Source organism: Pedobacter antarcticus, assembly GCF_900103515.1.
GTDB lineage: Bacteria > Bacteroidota > Bacteroidia > Sphingobacteriales > Sphingobacteriaceae > Pedobacter > Pedobacter antarcticus.
Genome location: NZ_FNGZ01000002.1, coordinates 310,964 through 326,220, shown reverse-complemented (window position 1 = coordinate 326,220; position 15,257 = coordinate 310,964). Strand labels below are relative to the sequence as shown.

16 protein-coding genes are annotated in these 15,257 nt (G+C 40.8%); 4 read left to right on the top strand and 12 right to left on the bottom strand.

Annotated features, from left to right (window positions below; translation table 11 throughout):
• Window positions 1-10: 10 nt before the first annotated feature.
• On the top strand, window positions 11-982 hold the full coding sequence (locus tag BLR53_RS05045) for a polyprenyl synthetase family protein (protein WP_074587735.1): 972 nt from the start codon (window positions 11-13) through the stop codon (window positions 980-982).
• 2 nt (window positions 983-984) lie between these two features.
• Here BLR53_RS05045 and BLR53_RS05040 read toward each other — a convergent pair whose 3' ends face one another.
• Window positions 985-1,779 carry an ATP-binding response regulator gene (locus tag BLR53_RS05040; protein ID WP_157282787.1) on the bottom strand — a complete coding sequence of 265 codons (795 nt, stop codon included), beginning with the start codon at window positions 1,777-1,779 and terminating at the stop codon, window positions 985-987.
• A gap of 361 nt (window positions 1,780-2,140) precedes the next feature.
• Between BLR53_RS05040 and BLR53_RS05035 the strand changes: the two genes are divergently transcribed.
• Complete coding sequence (locus BLR53_RS05035) at window positions 2,141-2,494, top strand: helix-turn-helix domain-containing protein (protein ID WP_037438849.1); 354 nt, start codon at window positions 2,141-2,143, stop codon at window positions 2,492-2,494.
• Window positions 2,495-2,556: 62 nt separating this feature from the next.
• On the opposite strand, the gene rpmA is transcribed toward BLR53_RS05035, so the two are convergent.
• From rpmA to BLR53_RS05015, 4 genes are all read right to left on the bottom strand, one after another.
• On the bottom strand, window positions 2,557-2,925 hold the full coding sequence (rpmA, locus tag BLR53_RS05030) for a 50S ribosomal protein L27 (protein ID WP_074587732.1): 369 nt from the start codon (window positions 2,923-2,925) through the stop codon (window positions 2,557-2,559).
• Window positions 2,926-2,984: 59 nt separating this feature from the next.
• The gene (gene rplU, locus BLR53_RS05025) at window positions 2,985-3,296 is read right to left on the bottom strand and encodes a 50S ribosomal protein L21 (RefSeq protein ID WP_037438851.1); all 312 of its coding nucleotides are present in this window, start codon (window positions 3,294-3,296) and stop codon (window positions 2,985-2,987) included.
• A gap of 115 nt (window positions 3,297-3,411) precedes the next feature.
• Complete coding sequence (locus tag BLR53_RS05020) at window positions 3,412-3,948, bottom strand: hypothetical protein (protein ID WP_083332007.1); 537 nt, start codon at window positions 3,946-3,948, stop codon at window positions 3,412-3,414.
• A gap of 39 nt (window positions 3,949-3,987) precedes the next feature.
• On the bottom strand, window positions 3,988-5,373 hold the full coding sequence (locus tag BLR53_RS05015; RefSeq protein WP_037438855.1) for a dicarboxylate/amino acid:cation symporter: 1,386 nt from the start codon (window positions 5,371-5,373) through the stop codon (window positions 3,988-3,990).
• 129 nt (window positions 5,374-5,502) lie between these two features.
• On the opposite strand from BLR53_RS05015, the gene BLR53_RS05010 reads away from it, so the two are divergent.
• Window positions 5,503-6,000 (top strand): RNA polymerase sigma factor, encoded by a 498-nt coding sequence (locus tag BLR53_RS05010; RefSeq protein ID WP_037438856.1) that lies wholly within the window; start codon window positions 5,503-5,505, stop codon window positions 5,998-6,000.
• Complete coding sequence (locus tag BLR53_RS05005; protein ID WP_037438858.1) at window positions 5,987-6,577, top strand: hypothetical protein; 591 nt, start codon at window positions 5,987-5,989, stop codon at window positions 6,575-6,577. Before BLR53_RS05010 ends, BLR53_RS05005 begins: the two co-directional genes overlap by 14 nt.
• Before the next feature lie 51 nt (window positions 6,578-6,628).
• Here the strand turns inward: BLR53_RS05005 and BLR53_RS05000 are convergent, their stop codons facing one another.
• The 7 genes from BLR53_RS05000 to guaB all read right to left on the bottom strand — a co-directional run bounded on the left by BLR53_RS05000 (window position 6,629) and on the right by guaB (window position 15,216).
• Entirely contained in the window at window positions 6,629-7,258 is a 630-nt protein-coding gene (locus BLR53_RS05000) for a hypothetical protein (protein WP_074587729.1), read from the bottom strand.
• A gap of 29 nt (window positions 7,259-7,287) precedes the next feature.
• Window positions 7,288-9,180: a beta-N-acetylhexosaminidase gene (locus tag BLR53_RS04995; protein WP_074587727.1), complete on the bottom strand. Its 1,893-nt coding sequence runs from the start codon at window positions 9,178-9,180 to the stop codon at window positions 7,288-7,290.
• Between the two features lie 177 nt (window positions 9,181-9,357).
• Entirely contained in the window at window positions 9,358-10,311 is a 954-nt protein-coding gene (gene trxB, locus BLR53_RS04990; RefSeq protein ID WP_074587724.1) for a thioredoxin-disulfide reductase, read from the bottom strand.
• 96 nt (window positions 10,312-10,407) lie between these two features.
• Complete coding sequence (locus BLR53_RS04985; protein ID WP_037438866.1) at window positions 10,408-11,037, bottom strand: toxin-antitoxin system YwqK family antitoxin; 630 nt, start codon at window positions 11,035-11,037, stop codon at window positions 10,408-10,410.
• 33 nt (window positions 11,038-11,070) lie between these two features.
• Window positions 11,071-12,699: an acyl-CoA carboxylase subunit beta gene (locus BLR53_RS04980; RefSeq protein WP_037438869.1), complete on the bottom strand. Its 1,629-nt coding sequence runs from the start codon at window positions 12,697-12,699 to the stop codon at window positions 11,071-11,073.
• A 347-nt stretch (window positions 12,700-13,046) separates the two neighbouring features.
• The gene (locus BLR53_RS04975; RefSeq protein WP_037442480.1) at window positions 13,047-13,631 is read right to left on the bottom strand and encodes an LOG family protein; all 585 of its coding nucleotides are present in this window, start codon (window positions 13,629-13,631) and stop codon (window positions 13,047-13,049) included.
• 115 nt (window positions 13,632-13,746) lie between these two features.
• Entirely contained in the window at window positions 13,747-15,216 is a 1,470-nt protein-coding gene (gene guaB, locus BLR53_RS04970; protein ID WP_037442481.1) for an IMP dehydrogenase, read from the bottom strand.
• Between the last annotated feature and the right edge of the window lie 41 nt (window positions 15,217-15,257).

Here is a 15,257-nt window from a genome sequence, read left to right as displayed (position 1 = left end):
ATACACAAAAATGCATACTATTTCTGAACTACAACAATTAATAGAAAACGCTGTCAGCAAAGTCGAATATCCGGCCCATCCGTCACGTTTATATGAGCCTATCAGTTATATCATGAAACTGGGCGGAAAAAGAATACGTCCCGCTTTGTTGATTCTCTCCACAGAATTGTTCAATACAGATCTTTTGAAAGAAGCTATTGAAGCTGCGCTCGCTATAGAGACCTTTCATAACTTTACCCTTATTCATGATGACATTATGGATAATGCGCCATTGAGACGTGGCCAGGATACTGTGCATATTAAATGGGGCGTAAATAATGCTATCCTCAGTGGAGATGTCATGATGGTGGAGGCCAATAAACATCTGACAAAGCTCCCTATAGAAGTCTTAAAAGATGCATTAGCGTGTTTTAACCTAACCGCACAGGGCGTTTGCGAAGGACAGCAACTCGATATGGAGTTCGAACAACGGAAAGATGTCACCATTCCTGAATATCTAAATATGATACGCCTTAAAACTGCTGTGCTAGTTGGTGGCGCAATGAAATTAGGGGCTATTGTAGCAGGTGCAGATGCTGAAGATGCCGATTTACTGTACAAGTTTGGAGAGAACTTTGGAATTGCGTTTCAGCTACAGGATGACATTCTCGATGTCTACGGAGACCCGCTAAAATTTGGAAAGCAGGTTGGTGGTGATATTATCAGTAATAAACAGACCTTTATGTTGCTTAAGTTGAAAGAGATCGCAGTAGCAGCAGATCTGACCGCTCTGGAAGAATTGAGTGTGCAATCAGACTATCCATCTAAAATCCGGTCAATTACCGACTTGTATAATCAATACGATATCAGAAATATCGCTGCTTCAGAAATGCAGAAAAGCCTGGATATTGCTTTTGAAGCTTTAGCGCGTGTTAACGTTGATACAGCAAGAAAAGCAGAATTAACAGCGCTGGCAAAATTGTTGATGAATCGCGAACACTAAACTTACTCAGTTAGCAGATGTTTAATTTTATCGTAGGTTAAAGGCTTTGTCAGAAAGTCTTTAACCTGTGGATAAGAAAGTGCCTTAACGCGCTCCGAAGGATTGATTGTAGAGGAAACAATTACGACATCGATACCAATGCCGTGCTCCTGAAGAATATTTAGAAAAGACCAACCGTCAATTTCCGGCATATTCAGATCCAGCAGGATTAACTCTGGTGTATGCTCTCTGAGATACTGCAGAGCTGCCTTTGCGCAATCAAACTGTACAATCTTTTTGTGCTTGTAGTACCTGGAGATAATCATATCATGCAGTTTATTCGTTAGCATGTCATCATCCAGCAGCATAATATGATTCAGGTCTCTCCGCTCTGTATCATTCTTATATGCAACCAGTTCCGGTTCCCGGTATTTCATCTTATTCAATACGCCGATAATATGATCCAGCTTCTCGGCCTGATAATTAATATCGTCTAAAATTCCCATTATAGCCGAACGGTCATACTGTTCCATTTCAGGCAAATGCATCAGATTAGACAAACTCAAGATGTTGGTGATAGGCGCACGCAGGTCATGAGACGCCATATGGGCATACTGATCTAATAATCTCACCTGATCCGGATATCCGATATTGCCGCTAATCATACAAGAAAAATAATGTTTCCCGGACTCAAGCAGCAATGGTGTAAATATCACCTGAAGAATTCCGTCATCGTTACCTGGGGTTTTAAAATGATACTCCAGGCTTAGTCCGCTTCCGCCCAGGCAGGCGGCCGCAAGCGATCTGAATCTTTCCAAAAACTTATGAGCAAGAATTTCCACAACATTTTCCCCAGTCTTGGGATATTTTTCAAGAAAATGAATGACGTGATCCTGCTTTTCTATGTGAAAAGAAAGCAGCTGTAATTTATTATCAAAAATAAAAAAAGAATTTTTTTCGTAAGGTGCACAGTATTGCTCAAGCTTCATAGCAGAAATCCATTGTGGTGACATAAATACAAGCGTGCCATACCTTAATCACTTATTAATTGATAGAAATTTTAAAGATTAAATATTACGATCCCAAAAACAAGCAGACCATTAAAGACAAAAATGGTTTGATAATTGCATTTTCCCCAACTAGGGAGAATTCCACAAACCAACAAAAATTTACGTACTAATGCAAGAAATACTGTCAAAGAAATTATTAGGTAACCGAATTAAGTCACTGAGACTAGAGAAAGCATATGCACAATCGGAAGTCGCGGCAATTCTGAACCTATCCAGAAGCAACTATTCACAAATTGAACTGGGCAATCAATATCCTAGCTACAATACTTTACAAGCAATCTCATTACACTATCAGAAGAGCTATACCTGGTTGCTGCATGGTACTTCATCAATCTCAGTTCAGACTGCTGAAGCTGCTATAATTAAAGACCTTCAGGCTACGCTGCATGATTTCTCATTTAACCTTAAAAGATTGGAGAAACAGCTATTACAAATCCGGATTAAGCTTGGAATAACAGATTAAGTATAAACAAAAAAAAGCCACCCGGATCGGATGGCTTTTTTAATATTATTATATATAAGCTATTATTCTGCAGTTGCATCAGTCTCAGCAGCAGGTTTAGCTGCTTTCTTAACTGGTGCTTTTTTTGCAGCTGCTTCAGCTACCGGAGCAGCTTTTTCTACAACTTCTGTAACAACTTCCGCAGGTAAAATAGAAACATAAGATTTGTTATCTTGTTTCTTTTTGAAGATCACAGTTCCATCTACCAAAGCAAATAAAGTATGATCCTTACCAATACCAACTCCTTTATCAGGGTGGTGTTTAGTTCCGCGTTGACGAACTAAGATATTTCCGGCAATAGCTTGTTGACCACCAAAAACTTTGATACCTAAGCGTTTACTATGCGACTCACGTCCGTTCCTGGAACTACCGGCTCCTTTTTTATGTGCCATTTTGTTTTATATTTTATCAATTAACAGCTATAAAACTGCAATTTTTGTTTAACAACTAATTATAAACTGATACCAGAAATCTGGATTTTGGTGAAATACTGGCGGTGGCCATTTTTCTTTTTGTAACCTTTTCTACGTTTCTTTTTGAAAACGATCACTTTATCGCCTTTTAAATGAGACACGATTTTAGCTGAAACGACTGCACCTGCTAGTGAAGGGGCACCAACAGAGATTTTGCCTCCGTCTTCAACCAACAATACATTGTCAAATTCAATACTAGCGCCTTCATCTCCTTGCAAACGGTGTACAAAAAGGTGCTGGTCTTTTGCAACTTTGAATTGCTGTCCTGCTATATTTACTATTGCGTACATTGTTAAATAATTAGTATTTTAAATTGTTTATTTTTTTATTGAGGTGCAAATATATAATTTATATTTCTAAAATCATAGTGATTGCATAATTCTAATCAATTTGTTTAACAGAAATCTATTTGTTGTTTTCTGTAACACTGCTTTGTTGTTTTCCGTAACGCTGTTCCGCATCACTAATCGTCTGAACAAGCAAAGTTTTCATTTGGTTTGATACATCCCGAAGTTTAGGAATATCCTGATAATCTGCTACCAGAATCACCTTTTTACTTTTCCTTTTATAGTTAAACTGCATTTCGTAGCGCAGTACCTTGGAAGTCTTCAGATTTGTACCAGCATTAGCTATAACGTCAGGAAAATTCCAGAAGCCCAGTTCATTTGCTTTGTTATGCAGATAAATAATATCATTCTGACGGAGCTTAACATTCGTACGCATCAGTGAATCACTGGCATTCAGATACTCGTATTTCCCCGTAGCAGAGTCGTAGCTATTTTCCATTACATTACCCGGGCCCCATTTAAATTGGAAAGACACAAATTCGTCCGATCTGAACGGCGCATTGCGTATAATCGGGGTGTAGTAAATAACGCAATAAGCCAGGAAAGGAATGACAATCGTTAACAGTAAAAATATTTTTTTTGCTTTAGTACTCATAATGGCTGCAAATATACAATAGTATCCCGAAGAAAAATCCTAATCTAATGGACCTGTAAGCTCACCTTCCCACTTACTCACTACTGCTGTTGCGATACTATTACCGATTACATTGGTTGCAGACCTTCCCATGTCCAGCAGCGGATCAATACCGATCAATAAGGCCAGTCCGGCTTCAGGAATATTGAAAGTTGCGATCGTACCTGCAATTACCACTAATGAAGCTCTTGGCACACCCGCAATTCCTTTACTGGTTAGCATTAGAATCAATAACATAGTTATTTGCTGCTGAGCTGATAAATCAATACCGTATGACTGCGCAATGAACAAGGAGGCAAAGGTCATATAAAGCATAGAACCATCCAGGTTAAAGGAATACCCGAGCGGTAATACGAAACTTACAATTTTATCCTTACAGCCAAAACGCTCCAGTTGCAACATCGTTTTCGGGTAGGCGGCCTCGCTGCTCGCAGTACTGAAAGCCACAAGGATAGGCTCTTTCATTCTGCTCATCAGATTAAACACCCTCCCCTTGAGAATCAGGTACCCTATCATAACCAGTAAGAACCAAAGCAATAACATACTTCCGTAGAACTCACCTATAAATAAAGCATATGTAGACAAGACACTTAAACCCTGCTTAGCTACAATCGCGCCCATTGCCCCAAATACTGCAAAAGGTGCAAAGTTCATTACATAACCCGTTACTTTTAAGATAACATGTGCAACCGCATCAAAAAATTCAATGATAATTTTTCCTTTCTCGCCAATTGCAGCAGTTGCTACCCCAAAGAAAAGGGAGAATACTACGATCTGAAGGATTTCATTTGTGGCCATAGCTTCTGCCATACTTTTAGGCACGATATGAGAAATAAAGTCCTTCATTGACAAAGCCACCTTTTGAATACCAGTATCTACATTGCTTGCAGGTAAAGGCAGGTTCATTGCTTCTCCAGGTTTGAATATGTTCACCATGATCAGGCCAAGTACAAGCGACATGAGCGATGCGGAGAGGAACCATAACATGGTTTTACCACCAATACGGCCAACAGCTTTAATATCGCCGACTTTTGCAACACCTACTACCAGGGTCGCAAATACCAGCGGAGCAACAATCATTTTAATCAGGCGGAGGAAAATATCACTAAGCAGCGTTAGCGGTTCCAGTTTCTTTTCCCGAAGAATTTCAGTTTCATGAATGATATTCACGACGCTGCTTTTTTCTGCTATCAGGCTTTTATAATTTACCGCAGAAGAGTCTTTTAGCTGGCTTAACTTCAAATCTATGTCATTAAGCTTCACATCGGCGGTAGCTATTCTACTATTGTATTCATCAAAAGAATTAATGTTGAGTATGTAGCCTAAAATCACACCAAGAATCAGTGCTAAAAATATAAAAAAAGTTAACCGGTTGTTTTTTGACATTATATTGTTTCTTTTTGTGTTTTCGCGGAGTAAAACTACAACAATTAACTTATTTAGGAAGCGTAAAATAAATAGCACAGCTGTAACAATATTTCGACAATGAAGTCAAAACCCAAAAATTAAAGAAGATTGGACCAGAAAGACCTCTTATTTAAGCAGATTTTCGACAAGAATTCGAAGAAAATTTTTCACCTGTGTTATGGATATACAGGTGACGCTGACGCGGCGAATGATCTGCTGCAGGAAACCTTCCTGAAAGTCTGGCAAAACCTGGATAAGTTCCGGGAGAAGTCGTTGATTTCTACCTGGATATACCGCATTGCGGTTAATACCTGCCTAACCTGGTTACGCTCAGAAAAACGACAGGCCAAAGATGAGCTGACAGATCACATTATCGAAAACCGTATTGAAGAATACACAGAAAAAAATGAACAGGTAGCGCTCTTATACCAGTCCATTGCAAAACTGGAAGAACACGACAGGCTAATCATAACGATGGTACTGGATGAACTTCCTTACGCAGAAATTGCGGAGATATCAGGAATCAGTGAAGGAAACCTCAGGGTAAAAATTCACAGGATTAAACAAAAACTTACAGAATTATACAATCATCATGCACGAATTTGATCATATAAAATCCCTTTGGCAATCACATTCCCCAGAGCCCGGTATCTCTGCGGAAGAAATGCTTAAACAGGCAAAACTGGAGGTTAATGCTATCCGGCGGAAGTCTTTGCTGAATATAGCGGGAATGCTCATTTCGCTTGCAGCAATTGCGACCTTATTATTAACTTATGACTTCAAATCATGGACGGCCATGCTTGGTGTCGGAATCATTTTGCTAACAGTAGCCATATATACATTACTACTTTACAGAGAGCATGCAATCCTTTCAAAACAGGATTTCACGATTAATCCGTCATCTTTTATTGAAAGACTGAAAGAATATCAGTTCAGCCGTTATCAGCTCTATACCAGACTTTATTGGTTTTATCCAATGGCAATCTCTGCAGGAATGATCCTATATTTCATGGAAACATTTGAACGTATGGAGCCCTGGACGCAGCTTGCAATTATAGTATTCTCTTTCTGCTGGATGGTTTTCTGCGCAACCTATTTAAGAAAAGCATTCCTCAAAAGAGAAAAAGAACGACTGGAGCTGCTAATAGAAAAATTCGAAAGAATCAGCGCACAAATAGATTAACCAGGATTGTTCTTTAATCTAAAAGCTAACAAATCATGAGATTAAAGCAGACTAGTCTACTTTAATCTCATCTACTGAAAATGAATTACCACGCAGCTGATAAACCAGTGTTTTAAGTGCTCCTTTAACAGCTGTTGTATCGGAAGAATCTGCGATATAAGGATAGGTTCTAAAGAGATCTCCATTCTTAATAAAAAACTTGTCACCACCTGTATAGTTCTTTTTAGCTCTTGCACTCAATGGCGGAAAGTTTATTTTATTGAAACTATTGTTCTGATATTCATACACCTGCAGATCCTTTACATTTTGTTTGCTCAATAATTCGATATAGAGTTCCGGATTGCCATCATTATCAAGATCCATATTCCAAACATCTGTAATAACTCCCTCCCTTTCCACAGCCAGAGAACGAAAATTATTTTTTGTCGAATCGGACATTAATATTTGGTAACCACCAACACTGTCCACTCCTTTTCCCCAGCTTATAATTTCGAAATGCATTCCTGGCTTAACTTCTATATCTTTATAAAAAGAGAATTGCCCCGCCTTCGCAGCTTTTTCTGTAGCATTTGTATGAGCTGACTTTTCCTGGGTTGCAGGTGATTCGTGACGACAGGCCAATAAAAATAAGAGTCCTGCTATAAACACAGACTGCTGTAAAATATATTTAGTAGGTTTCATGCTGATCGGGTTTAGCGAAGCAATTTATGTTATTTTACCTGATTTGTCAACTTGGTCTCTGTAACAACAGAACTTTTTCCTTGCGGTGTAATTACAATTGTTTTAAAAACAAGCGATTTTCCCGCCGGGACTTTAACCTTTAAACCTGTTATATAAGGAGCCGCTAATGCATTTGGACGTGTTCCATCAAGTGTAAAATAAATTTTAGCCCCTTTAACAGGTACTTTCAATGGCATATCAATTACTTCACCCTCCACCGCCTGAAGCGGTTGTCCAATCGGCGTAGGTACCCAAAAATTAGTACCTGTCAGATCCAGGCGAGCTAAATGATAAGGCAGCCTTTCTTCAGCAAAATTTTGCAAATCTTTCTTGTCCTGCTGAGTCCATGCTGTCTCTGAAAGCGCAAAAAGCTTAGGCAAAATCATATATTCAACCTTCTCCGGAGTCTTCACATATTCTGTCCATAAATTCGCCTGAACGCCCAAAATATATTTCTGTTCATCGGCGGTAAGTTCTGCAGGTATGGGATTATAAGCGTATACACGTGTATAAGGATTTAAACCACCTATATTAGTTGGCTCGTCTGCAGAAGCTGACTGCGCGTGATCAAAATACAAACCATCGCTTGAAGGAGTCATAATCACATCGTGGTGCTGTTTCGCTGCTGCTATTCCACCCTGTAATCCTCTCCAGGACATCACTGTAGCATTAGGTGCCAGCCCGCCCTCCAGAATTTCATCCCATCCTATAATCGAACGGCCTTTGCTATTCACATGTTTTTCGATACGCTGAATAAAATAACTCTGCAGCTCATGTTCATCTTTCAACCCTTTTTCTTTAATCAACTGTTGGCAAAACGCAGACTCCTTCCAATAGGTTTTTGGACTCTCATCTCCCCCGATATGAATATAACGGGAAGGAAATAATGTAATAACCTCGTCCAGCACATCCTCCAGGAATTTAAAAGTAGCGTCAGTGGGCACATATACGTCATCAAAAACGCCCCAGGTCTGCTGCACCTGCTTACCTTTTCTGGAACCTGCCCAAGGAGTATTAGCATCAATAAAAGTATCTCGGTCCGGAAACGCACTTAGCTGTGGATAGGCAGCGATTGCAGCCGAGCTATGTCCGGGAAGTTCAATCTCAGGAATTACATTAATAAACTTACGTGCCGCATAAGCGACAACATCCTTTATCTCGTCCTGCGTATAAAAATGTTTGTAAACGATGCCATCATTTGCCACCCCGGGATGATGACCGACTATCGTTCCGTTTCTTGAGGAACCTATGCCGGTAAGTTTAGGATATTTCTTAATCTCAATTCTCCAGCCCTGGTCATCTGTCAGATGCCAGTGAAAAGTATTCATTTTATACTGAGCCAGCAGATCTATATATTTTTTAATAAAAGAAACTGGAAAAGCATGCCTTGCTACATCCAGCATCATTCCCCGATATTTAAATCTTGGATAGTCTTCAATTCTGGCAGCAGGAATAATCAGCTCCTGCCCCGTTTTTTCTGGTATCATCTGCATCAGTGTCTGCACGCCATAAAAAAGTCCGGCACCTTTACCAGTTATCTCAATCTGCCCTTTCCCCACAACAATTTTATAACCTTCTTCAGGTAATTCTGCTGCCCCTTTGGAGCTTAAAATAATAGCTTTACTACCCTTCGGTACAGCAGCTACAGGACGCAGGGCAAAGCCACCTTTGGCGGCGATATATGCATTAAGTATATCCGCTGTAGCTGCATTTGCAGCATCTCCCTGAACTAGAACGACAGTTTTATCAAGAATAAAAGAACCTGTCTGTACAGAAACAGCAACAGGTGCAGGAATTATTCCCAGATTTTTGTCTGTCTGCGCATTGACGCTCCAAACCGTACATACTAGCATAGAGCCAGTCAGAATACTTTTTATTTTCATTGAGTTTATTTTTTTTTATTACCGGAACGAGCTTAATAAGGTCCGTTAGAAATTAAAATTAGTCATAATGAGTGGTCAGGCCAAATTTGATCCGCATAAATCTACAGCGGGAAATAACCACAAAAAAAAAGGCATATCCAAAATTAGATATGCCTGTAGAACTGTATTTATATAATTTTAAACAGCTTCTTTAGCTGCCAGATAACGTTCTGCATCCAGTGCAGCCATACAACCAGAACCAGCTGCTGTAACAGCCTGACGGTAATAATGATCCTGAACGTCTCCACAAGCGAATACACCTTCAACATTAGTTTTAGTAGAACCAGGAATAGTTTTCAGATAACCAGTTCCATCCATATCCAGCCAATCCTTAAAGATCGCAGTGTTAGGCTGATGCCCGATAGCTACGAAAAAGCCTTCTACAGCCAATTCCTGTTCCGCACCGGTTTGATTATTTAAAACCTTAATTCCGGTTACATTTTTACCGTTTCCAAGTACTTCCGTAGCTTCCGAGTTGTAAATAACTTCGATATTAGGCGTATTTAATACGCGGTGTACCATTGCTTTGGAAGCCCTGAACTCATCTCTTCTGACCAGCATATAAACTTTTTTACAAAGCTTGGCAAGATAGGTTGCTTCTTCAGCAGCGGTGTCTCCTGCACCCACGATTGCAATATCCTGGCCCTTAAAGAAAAATCCGTCGCATACTGCACAGGCAGAAACGCCAAAGCCATTATATTTTTGTTCAGAAGGCAGGCCAAGCCATTTTGCGGTTGCACCTGTAGAAATAATTACTGTATCGGCTGTGATCGTTTTAATCTCGTCGACTACCACACGGTGTGGTGTAGAAGAAAAATCAACTGAGCTTACATAACCAAACCGAATATCAGTTCCGAAACGCTCTGCCTGCTTCCGGAAATCTTCCATCATTTCAGGTCCCATTACCCCATTCGGATAACCAGGGAAATTATCAACATCTGTAGTTTGGGTCAATTGACCTCCGGCTTCCATACCGGTATATAGAACTGGTTTCAGGTCTGCTCTTGCTGCATAAATTGCTGCAGTGTATCCGGCAGGTCCTGAACCTATAATCAGGCATTGTACGTGTTCTGTTTCTAGGGAATTATTCATGATTATATTTTATAAGATATCCTGCACCGGTGAGACCGGAACCGGATTTTTGAAATGCAAATTTACGGCTTTAAAATGGGATGAGCAAACCCGCCGCTACTGTTGAATTCGTTGTCTTTCAGCTTGTTTTTGCTGTAGTTTACGGCCTTTTAGACTGGAAATGAGCTTATCGTTTTCATATTCGTCTTCCTGTTTGCCTCCGTTCAGTATCCAGGTTCCATTTTTTTTACCTGATGCATACAAACCCTGTGCAATGAGCTTGCCGTTGGGTGCAAAATACTGATATGCACCATGCAGTATACCCCGATCGAATGTGATCACCTGTTTAATTTTTTTATCCGTGTAATAACTTATCCAGCGCCCCTGCCTCAACCCATTGCGGTAATTGCCAACCAGTTCAATAAAACGTTCCCGCCCGTTAATCTCAAAGCTATCATTGGTATAATTATTATCTGGCGTGATCCAGTTATAATAAATAAACTGCCCGTGTGGCTCGACCAGACTATCCTGGCGGAAGGAGCCCGACGCAAGCAGAATCCCATCGAAATCGAATTTTTTAAACGTGTACACACTGTCTCCAGATAGCTTACCATAAACGGCATAGGTAACAGCCTGAGCGGAGTCGGCAATCACTTCGTCCTTTGCATTGAGCCAGACATTTTTAACCTGTGCATAGGTAACTGAATAGACAGATAGCAAAACTAGAAAACACCAGACCTTTTTCATGGATAGCAGCATTGATTAAATCAAATTTAGCAACTATGTCTGGATAATCCCGACATTAAACGCTCTTTTTACAGGAGCCTGATTAGCAGCTTCAATTCCCATCGAAATTACCTTCCTTGTTTCCAGCGGGTCAATAATACCATCTACCCATAATCTTGCAGCCGCGTATTCCGGAGTAGTCTGATTATCATACCTGTCTGATATTTCTTTAAGCATTTCAGCCTCTTTTTCCGGTGTAATAGTCTCGCCCCGGGCTTTCAGCGAGGCAGCCTGAATTTGTAACAATGTTTTTGCAGCCTGAGAACCTCCCATTACTGCAATTCTGGCTGTAGGCCAAGCATAAATTAACCTCGGATCATACGCTTTTCCACACATCGCATAATTTCCGGCCCCATAAGAATTACCAATGACGATGGTAAATTTAGGTACGACTGAATTTGCCACAGCATTGACCATTTTTGCGCCATCTTTTATAATACCTCCCTGCTCAGAACGGCTGCCAACCATAAAGCCAGTTACGTCCTGCAAAAACACCAGCGGTATTTTCTTCTGATTACAGTTCATGATAAACCGGGCAGCTTTGTCTGCACTATCCGAATAAATCACTCCACCAAACTGCATTTCACCTTTTTTAGACTTCACTACCTTCCGCTGATTAGCAACTATGCCAACTGCCCAGCCGTCAATTCTGGCCAAACCACAGATAATACTTTTACCGTAGTCTTTCTTATATTCTTCCAGGGCCGAATCATCTACCAGTCGATAGATCAGTTCATGCATGTCATATTGTTTCTCCCTGTTTTCAGGGAGTATGCCGTAAATCTCTTTAGGGTCTGCTTTGGGTTCTGCAGATTCAATCCGGCTAAATCCAGCCTGCTCCGGCGCGCCCAGCATACTCATCAGCTGGCGGATACTATCCAGACAGTGCTGATCATCGGGGTGTTTATAATCTGTAACACCTGAAATCTCGCAATGCGTGGTTGCCCCGCCCAGGGTTTCATTATCAATATCTTCTCCTATTGCAGATTTAACCAGATAAGATCCAGCCAGAAAAACTGAACCTGTTTTATCTACAATCATGGCTTCGTCGCTCATAATCGGCAGATAAGCCCCGCCCGCGACACAGGATCCCATAATTGCAGAGATCTGCACAATGCCCTCTGCAGACATCATTGCATTATTTCTAAACATTCGGCCAAAATGTTCTTTATCGGGAAAAATTTCATCCTGCATGGGCAGGTATACTCCTGCACTATCTACCAGGTAAATTACCGGTAAACGATTCTCCATCGCAATTTCCTGCGCGCGAAGATTCTTTTTAGCCGTCATTGGAAACCATGCACCAGCTTTAACAGTTGCATCGTTAGCTATAATCATGCACTGCCTGCCGGATACATATCCTATTCCGCACACCACACCTGCAGCAGGACAACCACCCTGTTCTTTATACATACCATCGGCAGCAAATGCTCCGATTTCCAGGAATTCAGAATCCTTATCTATCAGATAAGAAACGCGTTCTCTGGCAAGCATTTTCCCTTTTTCTTTTTGCTTCGCTGCATTTTTCGCCCCGCCACCCTCGGCAATTTTTTGCAGACGGGCGTGTAAGAAGGTTAGCAATTGTTTATTTTTATCCTCGTTCGTATTGAATTCGATATCCATTCTGGCAAGATAAATTTTTCCTGCAGATTTTAAAAAAAACCAGAGGAATTTTAAACTGCAAAAAAGCCCTTATTGTATGTTTTACACCATATATCTTAATTGGCTTGCTATAGACATCTTAAGGTTTGAAATTTATTTCCGCCCGAATCTATAGCGTTATTCTTCCAGGTTGATATACCGTTGATATACCCTTGGGATACCCTTCCTTTACCCAAAGGGGTATACCAAGGGTATCCCAACGGTATATCAAGGGTATCGCAAGGGTATACCAACACCGAACAAAATCAACAGAAAATCAAAAGCTTCCAAATTGCAAATTCTAACCTGCCTGCGACCAAAGCGCAAGATTAGCTCAGATTCCTGTCTTTAAACCAGTTTTCATCTTTCTCAGCTCTAAATGCGTGCATCAGTTCTATCAAGAGCTCTGGATCGTCACTTGCCTGAACAAGATCCCGATTTGTCTGTTTGAGCATTCCCTGTGCGACCATCGTATCAAGCTGAGCCAGCAGATGATCATAATACCCGCCTACATTTAAAATTCCAATTGCCTTCTGATGCAGCCCTAGCTGTAACCAGGTTAAAACCTCAAAAAATTCTTCCAGCGTGCCATAACCGCCCGGGAGAATCACAAATCCATCTGCAAGATCGGCCATTTTCTGCTTTCTCTCATGCATATTCGCTGTTACAATGAGTTCATTCACCTCCATGTTACCGACTTCCAGATCCAGTAGGAACTGTGGGATTACTCCGGTTACATAACCATCTCGTTTTAAAACCTCTCCGGCAATTAAGCCCATTACACCCACACTTCCTCCGCCATAAACAAGCTTAATATTTCTGGAAGTCATAGCTTCAGCCAGATTTTGAACAGCCGCAAGTAAAACAGGATCATCATTAAAATATGCCCCACAGTAAACACAAATCGATTTCATTGTCATATATCAGAATAAAAATATTAATTTTTAAAAATAAAAAAGTAAAAAAAAAGATCATTCCAGTAGAATTGGATCTACCAGAATGATCTTTATATTCAAAATCTAAACGCGTTTAACGAGAATAGTTAGGTGCTTCTTTTGTGATAGAGATATCGTGTGGATGGCTTTCACGCATACCAGCTGCAGTGATTCTCACAAACTTGGCCTGTTGAAGTTCTGGGATGGTTGCAGCACCACAGTAATGCATTCCTGCACGCAGACCGCCCACGTACTGATAAATAACTTCTGCCAGGGTCCCTTTATAAGGTACACGACCTACAATACCTTCAGGAACTAATTTCGTGACTACATCTTCTTCATCCTGGAAATAACGGTCTTTAGAACCATGCTGCATAGCCTCTACTGATCCCATACCACGGTAAGACTTAAATTTACGTCCTTCATAGATAATGGTTTCTCCTGGCGACTCCTCAACACCAGCGAACAATGAACCTGCCATGATTGAACTTGCCCCTGCTGCCAATGCTTTGACGATATCTCCTGTTTGTTTGATACCACCGTCTGCAATAACCGGAATTCCGGTACCTTCCAGAGCTTTGGCACATTCGTAAACTGCATATAGCTGAGGTACTCCCACACCGGCTATGATTCTGGTTGTACAGATTGAACCTGGTCCGATACCTACTTTTACAGCATCGGCACCAGCTGCTGCCAATGCTCTTGCTGCATCTGCAGTTGCAATATTTCCAGCAATCACATCAAGATCAGGGAATCTGGCTTTAATGGCCTTCACCATGTCTATTACCCCTTTAGAGTGCCCATGTGCAGTATCTACAGTAACAACGTCCACACCAGCTTTAACCAATGCAGCCACCCTGTCAATATTATCTGCAGCAACGCCAACAGCAGCACCTACACGAAGGCGGCCTCTGGCATCTTTACAGGCCTTAGGGTAATTTTTATATTTCTGAATATCTTTAAAAGTAATTAATCCTGACAACAGCCCCTCTTTACTCAATACAGGTAACTTTTCAATCTTGTGGTGCTGAAGAATTTCTTCGGCCTGCAATAGTGTCGTTCCTTCCGGCGCAGTAATCAGATTATCTTTTGTCATGACCTCACCGATCTTACGCTGCATATCTTTCTGGAAACGCAGGTCACGGTTAGTAATGATACCAACTAATTTATGATCGTTATCAATAATTGGAATACCACCGATTTTATATTCATTCATCAATTTAGAAGCATCTGCCACGACGGCGTCTGCATGCAGAGTGATCGGGTCCTGTATCATTCCACTTTCGGAACGCTTAACTTTACGGACTTCTTCTGCCTGACGCTCAATGCTCATATTCTTATGAAGCATACCAATTCCTCCAGCCTGGGCAATAGCGATAGCAAGTTTTGCTTCCGTTACTGTATCCATTGCAGCAGAAACTACGGGTACATTTATTTTGATATTTTTGGTCAGGAAACTTTCGGTATTTACATCACGCGGAAGCACTTCTGAATAGGCTGGAACCAATAATACGTCATCGTATGTTAGTCCTTCAGCAATAAATTTTTGGGGATCGAGTTGCATAGCAAATAATTTAGGAGTTATTATTTGCCGGGCAAAACTAC

What these genes read in the sequence shown, in the direction of transcription:
- BLR53_RS05045 (WP_074587735.1), top strand. Translation starts at nt 11, where the DNA reads ATGCATACTATTTCTGAACTACAACAATTAATAGAAAACGCTGTCAGC.
- BLR53_RS05035 (WP_037438849.1), top strand. Translation starts at nt 2,141, where the DNA reads ATGCAAGAAATACTGTCAAAGAAATTATTAGGTAACCGAATTAAGTCA.
- rpmA (WP_074587732.1), bottom strand. Translation starts at nt 2,925, where the DNA reads ATGGCACATAAAAAAGGAGCCGGTAGTTCCAGGAACGGACGTGAGTCG.
- rplU (WP_037438851.1), bottom strand. Translation starts at nt 3,296, where the DNA reads ATGTACGCAATAGTAAATATAGCAGGACAGCAATTCAAAGTTGCAAAA.
- BLR53_RS05020 (WP_083332007.1), bottom strand. Translation starts at nt 3,948, where the DNA reads ATGAGTACTAAAGCAAAAAAAATATTTTTACTGTTAACGATTGTCATT.
- BLR53_RS05015 (WP_037438855.1), bottom strand. Translation starts at nt 5,373, where the DNA reads ATGTCAAAAAACAACCGGTTAACTTTTTTTATATTTTTAGCACTGATT.
- BLR53_RS05005 (WP_037438858.1), top strand. Translation starts at nt 5,987, where the DNA reads ATGCACGAATTTGATCATATAAAATCCCTTTGGCAATCACATTCCCCA.
- BLR53_RS05000 (WP_074587729.1), bottom strand. Translation starts at nt 7,258, where the DNA reads ATGAAACCTACTAAATATATTTTACAGCAGTCTGTGTTTATAGCAGGA.
- BLR53_RS04995 (WP_074587727.1), bottom strand. Translation starts at nt 9,180, where the DNA reads ATGAAAATAAAAAGTATTCTGACTGGCTCTATGCTAGTATGTACGGTT.
- trxB (WP_074587724.1), bottom strand. Translation starts at nt 10,311, where the DNA reads ATGAATAATTCCCTAGAAACAGAACACGTACAATGCCTGATTATAGGT.
- BLR53_RS04985 (WP_037438866.1), bottom strand. Translation starts at nt 11,037, where the DNA reads ATGAAAAAGGTCTGGTGTTTTCTAGTTTTGCTATCTGTCTATTCAGTT.
- BLR53_RS04980 (WP_037438869.1), bottom strand. Translation starts at nt 12,699, where the DNA reads ATGGATATCGAATTCAATACGAACGAGGATAAAAATAAACAATTGCTA.
- BLR53_RS04975 (WP_037442480.1), bottom strand. Translation starts at nt 13,631, where the DNA reads ATGAAATCGATTTGTGTTTACTGTGGGGCATATTTTAATGATGATCCT.
- guaB (WP_037442481.1), bottom strand. Translation starts at nt 15,216, where the DNA reads ATGCAACTCGATCCCCAAAAATTTATTGCTGAAGGACTAACATACGAT.